The 8051-nt window shown below is 35.8% G+C and carries 8 protein-coding genes; 4 read left to right on the top strand and 4 right to left on the bottom strand.

The features are described 5' to 3' along the window. Positions 1 to 179 precede the first annotated feature (179 nt). Positions 180 to 440: a hypothetical protein gene (locus VIG73_RS11970; RefSeq protein ID WP_331642285.1), complete on the top strand. Its 261-nt coding sequence runs from the start codon at positions 180 to 182 to the stop codon at positions 438 to 440. A 397-nt stretch (positions 441 to 837) separates the two neighbouring features. Here the strand turns inward: VIG73_RS11970 and VIG73_RS11965 are convergent, their stop codons facing one another. Together VIG73_RS11965 and VIG73_RS11960 are read right to left on the bottom strand one after the other, a co-directional pair. Next, a complete protein-coding gene (locus VIG73_RS11965) occupies positions 838 to 1083 on the bottom strand; it encodes a hypothetical protein (protein WP_331642283.1) in 246 nt (81 codons plus the stop codon). A 247-nt stretch (positions 1084 to 1330) separates the two neighbouring features. Beyond that, positions 1331 to 1777, bottom strand: coding sequence for a sigma factor-like helix-turn-helix DNA-binding protein (locus VIG73_RS11960; RefSeq protein ID WP_331642281.1), 447 nt, complete (start codon positions 1775 to 1777; stop codon positions 1331 to 1333). Between the two features lie 303 nt (positions 1778 to 2080). Between VIG73_RS11960 and VIG73_RS11955 the strand changes: the two genes are divergently transcribed. The 3 genes from VIG73_RS11955 to VIG73_RS11945 are packed head-to-tail and all read left to right on the top strand — an operon-like array spanning position 2081 to position 5318. Next, a complete protein-coding gene (locus VIG73_RS11955) occupies positions 2081 to 3085 on the top strand; it encodes an ABC-three component system protein (protein ID WP_331642279.1) in 1005 nt (334 codons plus the stop codon). Beyond that, on the top strand, positions 3078 to 3533 hold the full coding sequence (locus VIG73_RS11950; protein ID WP_331642277.1) for an ABC-three component system middle component 2: 456 nt from the start codon (positions 3078 to 3080) through the stop codon (positions 3531 to 3533). The genes VIG73_RS11955 and VIG73_RS11950 overlap by 8 nt, the downstream gene beginning before the upstream one ends. Further along, positions 3534 to 5318, top strand: a complete 1785-nt coding sequence (locus tag VIG73_RS11945; RefSeq protein ID WP_331642275.1) for an AAA family ATPase — start codon at positions 3534 to 3536, stop codon at positions 5316 to 5318. 228 nt (positions 5319 to 5546) lie between these two features. Here VIG73_RS11945 and VIG73_RS11940 read toward each other — a convergent pair whose 3' ends face one another. Both VIG73_RS11940 and VIG73_RS11935 read right to left on the bottom strand, forming a co-directional pair. Next, positions 5547 to 6707 (bottom strand): AbiH family protein, encoded by a 1161-nt coding sequence (locus VIG73_RS11940; RefSeq protein WP_331642274.1) that lies wholly within the window; start codon positions 6705 to 6707, stop codon positions 5547 to 5549. 90 nt (positions 6708 to 6797) lie between these two features. Next, complete coding sequence (locus VIG73_RS11935; protein ID WP_331642273.1) at positions 6798 to 7028, bottom strand: DUF1413 domain-containing protein; 231 nt, start codon at positions 7026 to 7028, stop codon at positions 6798 to 6800. Positions 7029 to 8051 lie beyond the last annotated feature (1023 nt).

The raw sequence follows: 8051 nt of genomic DNA, 5'->3' as shown, positions 1-8051 counted from the left end.
ATACCGAAAGTAGAAGCGGAAGATATGGAAGGATCTATTGCTGAAATGGATCCAGCAATCGCTAAAATGTTAGAGGAAATGAAGAAACGACTGAAAAGAAATGGATTTTAAACAATACTCGTTTGAAAGTTCTTATAAAGGTTAAAGTATTATACGTGAATTAAAGGGGGAAGATGAATATGGGGATGCTATATAGGGAAGTATCTGATATGAGAAATGAAACTGAAAAACAGAAGCAAGACATCATTTGGAAAATTTTTGATCGTACGTTAACTGTTCGAAATGTCCCTTATTCTATACTAGATGCTGAGGATGAGAAGTTTATCAGTGCAGGAACTAGCCTAAAATTAGAGTTGCTTAAAGAATTAATGTTACAGGAAGAGATTCCTTCTGAAGTAGACTTTCGAGAAGTCGCTAATTTGAAATTTTCAAATTGTTAGTGGAAGGAATTGCCCTCCATTTTTGATAGGGAGAACATGAAAAAAGAAGGGGCAGCTGGGGCTCTTGATAACACGATTATATCTGTTAATCTAAAAGTAGTTCTTACGCGTATTTGGTGAAAATAAGTCTGGAGGGGTAAGGTGATTTGAATATGAAAGCATTCGGAGCCACTCATGTTAGATGTTTCATCGCCAACACCTTTTTCTTTTTATTAAACTGACATGATCTTTGTCACGTTACCAAGTTCGCGTAAGAACCATTTTCTGGTTGCTAAGTACATCTTGAAATAAGTATACTTTTCATTTGAAATAAATATAGACAATAAAAGAGAGAAGAGCGTGAACTCTCCTCTCCGCAGCCATAGCTGTTAGGGCGGTGGTTGTCAAATAACTTAACTTATTCAGTCTTTCGAGAACCATCCTTAGGCTCCCTACGGCGCAGGGTGGTTTTCTTTTTGTCTAAAAAAGTTTTCCGGAAGAGATAGGAGCTTACCGCCTGTGTAATCCCCTTCAGAGCTTCTTTTAAAAACTCAAGAATTATTTCCATGGTTATTACCTCCTTTGCCTGTACCAAGACTTCAATACTTTCAGCCAGCGATTTAAGATCGCTGAACACATCTAAAGCGAGTTTAATTTTGCTCATCGCTATCGCGCTCCTTTCTAGTTTCTACATCATCTTCCTTGTCTTTATGAGGCATGAACAATTGATTTTCCAGCCGTTTGGAAACGATGTTCATTGCAGTAAGCACACATAACATTTCCGCTTATAACTTTTTCTCTGTTACTATTTTTATGTTTTCGTCATTTCTTGTTTGATTCATTATCTAAGTCACCTCCTTCCACTAAATAGCCCTTCACTTATTAGCCAATGAGAACAATACTTTGGTAACCTAAAATTCAAAAAAATTTTTTAATTTCTTTAAAATCGCATTTCTTCTCTTTAAAACAGTGACATGGGAAGCGTTGATTTTCTTTCCAGCTTCACGTGTTGTGAGCTCTTGGTAGAAAAGATAATCAATCAATTGTTTTTCTTGTTCATTCAACACATCCATCGCTTCTTGAAGAATTAGGAGCATCGCTTTATGTTCGATAATCTCTTCAACCGAATCCTCTGCATTAAAATCTTGACCGACATCCATTAAGCGCTGAATGGAATCTTCTTTACTTGGCACAAAGGTCACTTCTTCCTTTTCCAGATCCACATCAATCCGTCCAACCTTTACATCACTTTCCAGGTATCTCTCCCTGCGCTTCATTTTGTAATATTCCTTGTAAAATTCCGCCGTGACAGGTACTTTTTGACCGCTGACTGTAATGTACTTTTGTTCGTTTGACATAAAAATGCCCCTCTCTCGGGGAGAAAAGGGCATAACAATCAGCCGAAAAACTCACCGTTTTTTTAAAACAGGAGCCTTTTGGCTGATTTGGTTTTTATAGAGTCCTTCTAGTGACTTTCATTGTCCAACTTTTGGAACTTTGATAGAATAAAAGTTATATATGTGTACGGAAATCACTATTTGTTGTAACCCCTACACGTAAAATGATATTCTCATTTGCTAATTTTGTAATTTGGACAAAGTTTGGGGGGTGTTTGGCTAAAGTTTGGAAAAATGAATTATAGAGGGTGGGAGGGTTATACAATGGATGTTTTGAATTTTTCCTCTTTTGCAAAATCGATAAAAAAGGGAATGGCTAAACCAACGAATATAGGCATAACAAAATTATTGTTAGGGTTCATTGTTGGACATGAAAGTGTGTTAAATACGGAAGGACAACCATATAACATAAGCAACTACTACACGAACAGATGGTGGAATCAGCATGAAGATATACCTGAACCAATAAAAAAAGCCGCAGCATCACCAGAAATCAAGGCGTTGGCTGTGACTTATTTTGAAAGCGAAGTCATCCTTAAGCTCAGTCCACAAAAAGAGGCTGATACGTATTCGGCATTGCTTGATTTAATAGATTCAGATACTGAATTGGCAGCGGAGACACGAAAAGCTTTTTTATCCCATTATGATAAAAATGAAATGGCACTTTTTCTGTGTGATACATTTTTGTATGCAGTTCAAAAAAATAATAAAGCAACAAATATAGAAACAAACACACAGATAGAAACCAAGGTCACAATCGAAGAAGATATCCGCAAATTAGGCGATCTGTTACAACGATTACCAAAACCTATTCAACTGATTCCCCCAGAAGATTTAGAAGAACATGAAATGATTTACATATCAGAACTCCTTGCAGCTTATTCCGAACATGAGGGGGTAAGAATCACTAATAAAGATGCGCTTGTATCCTATCCGAAATACAAAAGGAATTTTGACAGACAAAGAAAAGATTATTTTGCGGCAGAATCTGTAAGACAATTTTCAAGAGACACACTTACATTCAATAAAACAGACGAATTTAAAGTTTTAAAAGATGAGACATATAATGGAATCATCGATGTTTGTGAAGATGAATACTCGAGTGGTTTTACACGTCTAAACGGTGTAATGAAGCATGTAACTACCATTCAACTAAATAAATCACTACTTACTAAATTACCTGGCTATGTTAGCAACAGTGAAAAGAAAGGGATTTGTCACTTATTAGTGAATGACGGTGACATCAAATGGGCGGTGGATAATGAATAGCATTTTTAACAGCCCGTTTGAAATCTCTTTGCGGGTAATCATAATATTAAGTGAGTATGAAGACTCATATCTATCAGCAGATATGATCACAGCCATAGATTTTATGTCAATTTACAGTAATGCCTTTGGACTTGCTGATACAAACCTTCATGGCGATAATCCTTTTAAATTTAGTGAATTGGCAAGTCGGCGAGAGCTTGTACAAATAGCATTGAAAGAACTAGTTGCAAACGGCTTTATTTCGGTCAACTCTAGCAAAAATGGATTTATGTATTTTATCACTAACAATGGATTGCGATACTCCGATTCATTTGAAAGTAAATACGCAAATACCCTAAGGGAAATGGTTTTTAAAGTGCGTGAATACACAGCTCATCAATCTGAAAAGGACGTAGTGAACAGAATCAACACTGTCTTTTTCCGTTCTTTAAAAGGAGGAGGAAACTAATTGGCAAACTTCTATATCAAAAGGATTTCACTGACGGGTAGACAGGTTGAAACTGCCAGTGTTTTGTTTGAAAAGGGACTAAATATCATCTACGGTCCATCTAACACTGGAAAAAGCTATATCGCGGAGTGCATTGACTACATGTTTGGTAGTGATGCGAAGACCTTTAGAATTGGTTCGGAAACCGGATATGATTGCGTCACAATGCTTGTTATTTATAACGGTGATGAAATTCATCTAGAGCGATATTTTGAAGACAACAATATATATGTTGATAGTCATAATAGTGATATAAAATCTGGAAAATACACTAGGAATAAAGGGAAGGCTAATATTGGTGATATGTGGCTTCGATTGATGGGGATTGATGATCCACCAAAGATATTAGCGAATGAGAACTTCCATAGATGGGCTTTAACTTTAAGGACAATTTTACATACCTTTCTTATTGATGAAGACGATATTATTCAGACCGGAAGCATTTTCTATAAAAGAGCAGGCTATTCAAAAACAGCAATCTTATCGTCCTTGCTTTATTTTATGACTAATGATTCACTTGAACATTATGATGCACGTGAAGCCAAAAGCATTAAGGATGCAAAAAGAAATGCAATCATCGAATACATAAACAGTAGCCTGTCAAACTTAGCTAACAGGAAAAATGATTTAAGAGAGCAAACCGTACCAAAAATTGAAGAAACACAAGGAAAAATTAATTCTATTATGGATGAAATTTACAGTACCGAAGGAAATCTTTCTGCTGCAGTCGAAAGAAGTGAAAAGCTATCACATGAAATATACGAGATAAATAGCAAACTTGCTGAGTCCACCATGCTTCATAACCGCTACCAAGCACTCCGAAGCCAGTATATTTCTGATATCCGCCGCCTAACTTTTATTGTGGATGGAGAAATCCATAGAGAGAGTCATGCGGAAACAACCCGTTGTCCTTTTTGCGATGGCACACTTGGAAAAGAGGAGGTTGAGTCTTGTGCGGAAGCAGCTGGTTCTGAACTACGGAGAATCCAAGCGCATCTGAATGATTTGAGGGATGCAGAAGAAAATATTATTATGGAAATAAATGAACTCAATGAAACTAGTAATTCACTTAAAATAGAACGCACAAATGTAGAGAAGGTGATTGATTCTAAGTTGAAACCTAAAATCCACACACTTCGACAAACTTTATCTGATTACAGGAATTCAATAGAAGTTCATCAAGAAACATCCGTTATTGGGCGATTTGAAAATGACATGATAACAGATTTGAAAAATTATGAAGGCGAAGATGAGAACGAGGTTAAATACAAACCGAGGGATCACTTTAATGATCAAATGATTGGTCACTTTAATGAAATTCTTGATAAGATTCTAGACAATTGTAGTTTTGAAAATTATAGCTCCTCCTATTTCAGCAAGGATACTTTCGACGTGGTCGTAAATGGCAAAGCCAAAGCGAAATTTGGAAAAGGTTATCGGGCATTCTTAAATAGCGTTTTGGCACTCACCCTGATGGAATACCTTGCAACATACGGGGTCTATAAACCGGGGCTGTTAGTCATTGATTCTCCCATTCTGTCATTAAAGGAGAAAACCAGTGAAAAAGCTTCTGATAGTATGAAAAAATCATTATTTCGCTATATGTTAAACAACCAACAAAACGGCCAGACAATTATTATTGAGAATGAGATTCCTAAATTAGATTACACACACGCTAATCTTATTCACTTTACCAAGGATCCGAATATAGGGCGTTACGGTCTATTACATGGTATTACAGAATAAATTATTGAAAGGGACTAAGCCAGCCATAGCGTAGTCCTTTTCTGTTTTCCCAATAGACAACTAAAAAGGAACCAACCATAAGGTCAGTTCCTCTTCACCATCACACCCAGAAACTCAAAGGCTGAGATGATTGTTCCATGTACCTTGATATAAGCGACAAAAAGCTAGTAAGTGTTTACATTAGCACCTCTTTGTTTCCCGGTTTATTGTTTGTAAAATACGTCGATATTACGTTTTAAACAATTTAATCTGCTTGGGTTGTATATCAAGGTTCTTTGCAAAAGCATCAATGCGTTTGATGTCACCAGCACTGTACCAACTGATGAACCATTTCATATTTGATGAATTCCTATTTATTTTAATGATTTCTTTAAAGTAAGGATAGTCAACAACCGAAAGAGAATGACCTATAACAACTACTGTATCTATATCTGCACAAGCCAGGAATGTTTCTTTATTCGCTTTAATCACATCATTGGATTTCTTAGCAGTTGAAGAATAGTAATTACTTAATTGATACCCAGCGGTTGCATGCAAATCATAGGTAGTTTGGTTTTTCATTCTTAACTGATCACTTTTAAAATCGCTTGCATTAAAATCCAGTTCATGATTAGCCATGTCAGAATGTCCCAAAATCAACTCTTTGTTTTTATCTCGTCTTTCCCCGTGAATATAGAAAATATTCTGTTTAGACACACCATAAATGGTCTCAAGAAATTCCGTGTAATTAAAATTTATAAACCTTGCTGCAGTATTTATAATCTGCTTGAGCGGTGTGTTAGAAATAGTTGGTTTTAAAGTAACTATCCATTTTCTAAATTGCTTTGGCAACTCTTCCATAATAGTATATGTAGGGGCCATAGCTGCTTCAGATGCCATGAAAAAATTTGCTGCAGAAAAATCATCATCATCTTGTTCTTTTACGTCAAAAATATCCATCCAATCATTGAGCGTAACGAGCATCGATTCATCGTCAATATAAGCAAGACTTTCCTCAAAATCAGCCCATAAATCTTCCTTTCGGATATACATTTCCAATGCTTCCCTAAGTTCGTTACGGCGTCCCATGGAATCTCTGAAATGATAGTAACTTGATGGAACACCATGCATGAGATCAAATCCGTTTCCAATAATGTAAAGAGTCGTATTGGGATCAGCTGATTGCATTTCTACTTCTTCTACTTGTTCAAATTGTAAATTTGCTAAAACATGAGCTAGTTCCTGTTCTTTACGTCTCTGCTCATGTTGAAACTTCCTTTTTTCACGGCATGATTTACATCTTTTAGGAGTATGAAGACCTTTCTTTTTATAAAAATCCTTCTCTCCTTCTGTAAAAAATGCTGCATGACACTCCTTGCACTTCAATAAAAACACCTTTTCATCTGGCACAATCACACCTCTTTTCTGATTGACGCATTGATCTAGTGGTAGCTTTCACTATTTTAGGACTAAGCCTAATCACGGATCGGTCTTTTTTTGTTAACTTATTCTTTCATATCGTTGATGATTGTTCCCATTTATCTTCACGCCATGTGAATTTAAATTGGGGAAACTTCCATTATCGTACTCAGCTTTAAATTTCTTGCCAAAAGTAGTAGGGGAGGAAATACTACTCCAACTTGCACCATAAATGTCTTTCAACTCCATGACTTGATTTAACGGCATCGCAGAAATTAACTTTTTAGCGTCTTTGAGCTCTTGCGGATTCATCCAATTCACCCCTCTCTCCCATAATTCTACCAAATTAAAAAAGAAAGAACTAACCCGAAGACTAGTTCTTCCTTGCCAATCCAACTTCTAACGAATTGTCGGAATAGTGTGAGTGCCAGGCACCCTGTATTAACGTTCTAAAATTTATAACTTTCCGGATCAGTCCCTAACTTTCTTAGTGCTTTATCGGATTTAGTTGATGTACTGCCCAAAGTTGATGATGATAAGAACCCCTCAATGTAACTGTCCGAATAGGCTGCTCCTGTATCATCATTGATAATTCCATTGCTATGAATCCAGTTTTTAAAATCTTCCATAGTGAAAGGTTCCGTAATCTGTCCACTTATGACTGCTTGCTCTAATTTTTCAAGATTTAGATACATTTGTATTTAATCTGTATTTATTGAGGTCAGTATTCAATCAATTACAGCGCTGAATAAGTTCATTGTATGTATTTCGCAACTGAAAAAATGATTTGTTCATTAATTGAAAACTGATGGTGAGTAAATTGAATAATATAATCATACTAGTAAATTGGTGTCTAAAGTAGAGCTGATTCGTAATAGATCAACTCTACTTTTTTCATTTTATAATTGATTTAACTTTTTACAACTCATTTAGATAAAGGTGAAATTTGAGGATTATTAAATCGAATTTTTAATTTTGGGAATTATTATTTAAAAGTGGTGTTTTACTCTTGCTCATTTGTTTTAAATTTTTTATAATAAGAACAAGCGTTCCTTTTTGTTCCTCGGTTGAAGTGGTGATTCCAAATGATAGAATCGGCTAATTTGGATATTCATTCGTTTGGGAATGGACTTCATTCATATTCTCACAATTAAAATTCGTGGTATAATATGGATATATATAGCTGTTTGAAAAGAGATGTAGGTGGTTTTTGTCTGAAAAAGAGTGAGAAAGTCGAAGTCATCCCAAATGCAACAGAGGAGATGATGAGATGAGTAAACGTGCTTTACGGCGAATGCCATTAGAGAAGTTAATGGATTTAAAAGTGGATTATGC

Origin of the sequence: Cerasibacillus sp. (assembly GCF_036516575.1) — a bacterium.
Lineage (GTDB): Bacteria > Bacillota > Bacilli > Bacillales > Amphibacillaceae > Cerasibacillus.
Note: the sequence above shows the minus strand (reverse complement) of the source record. Positions and strands in the feature narration are given on the sequence as shown.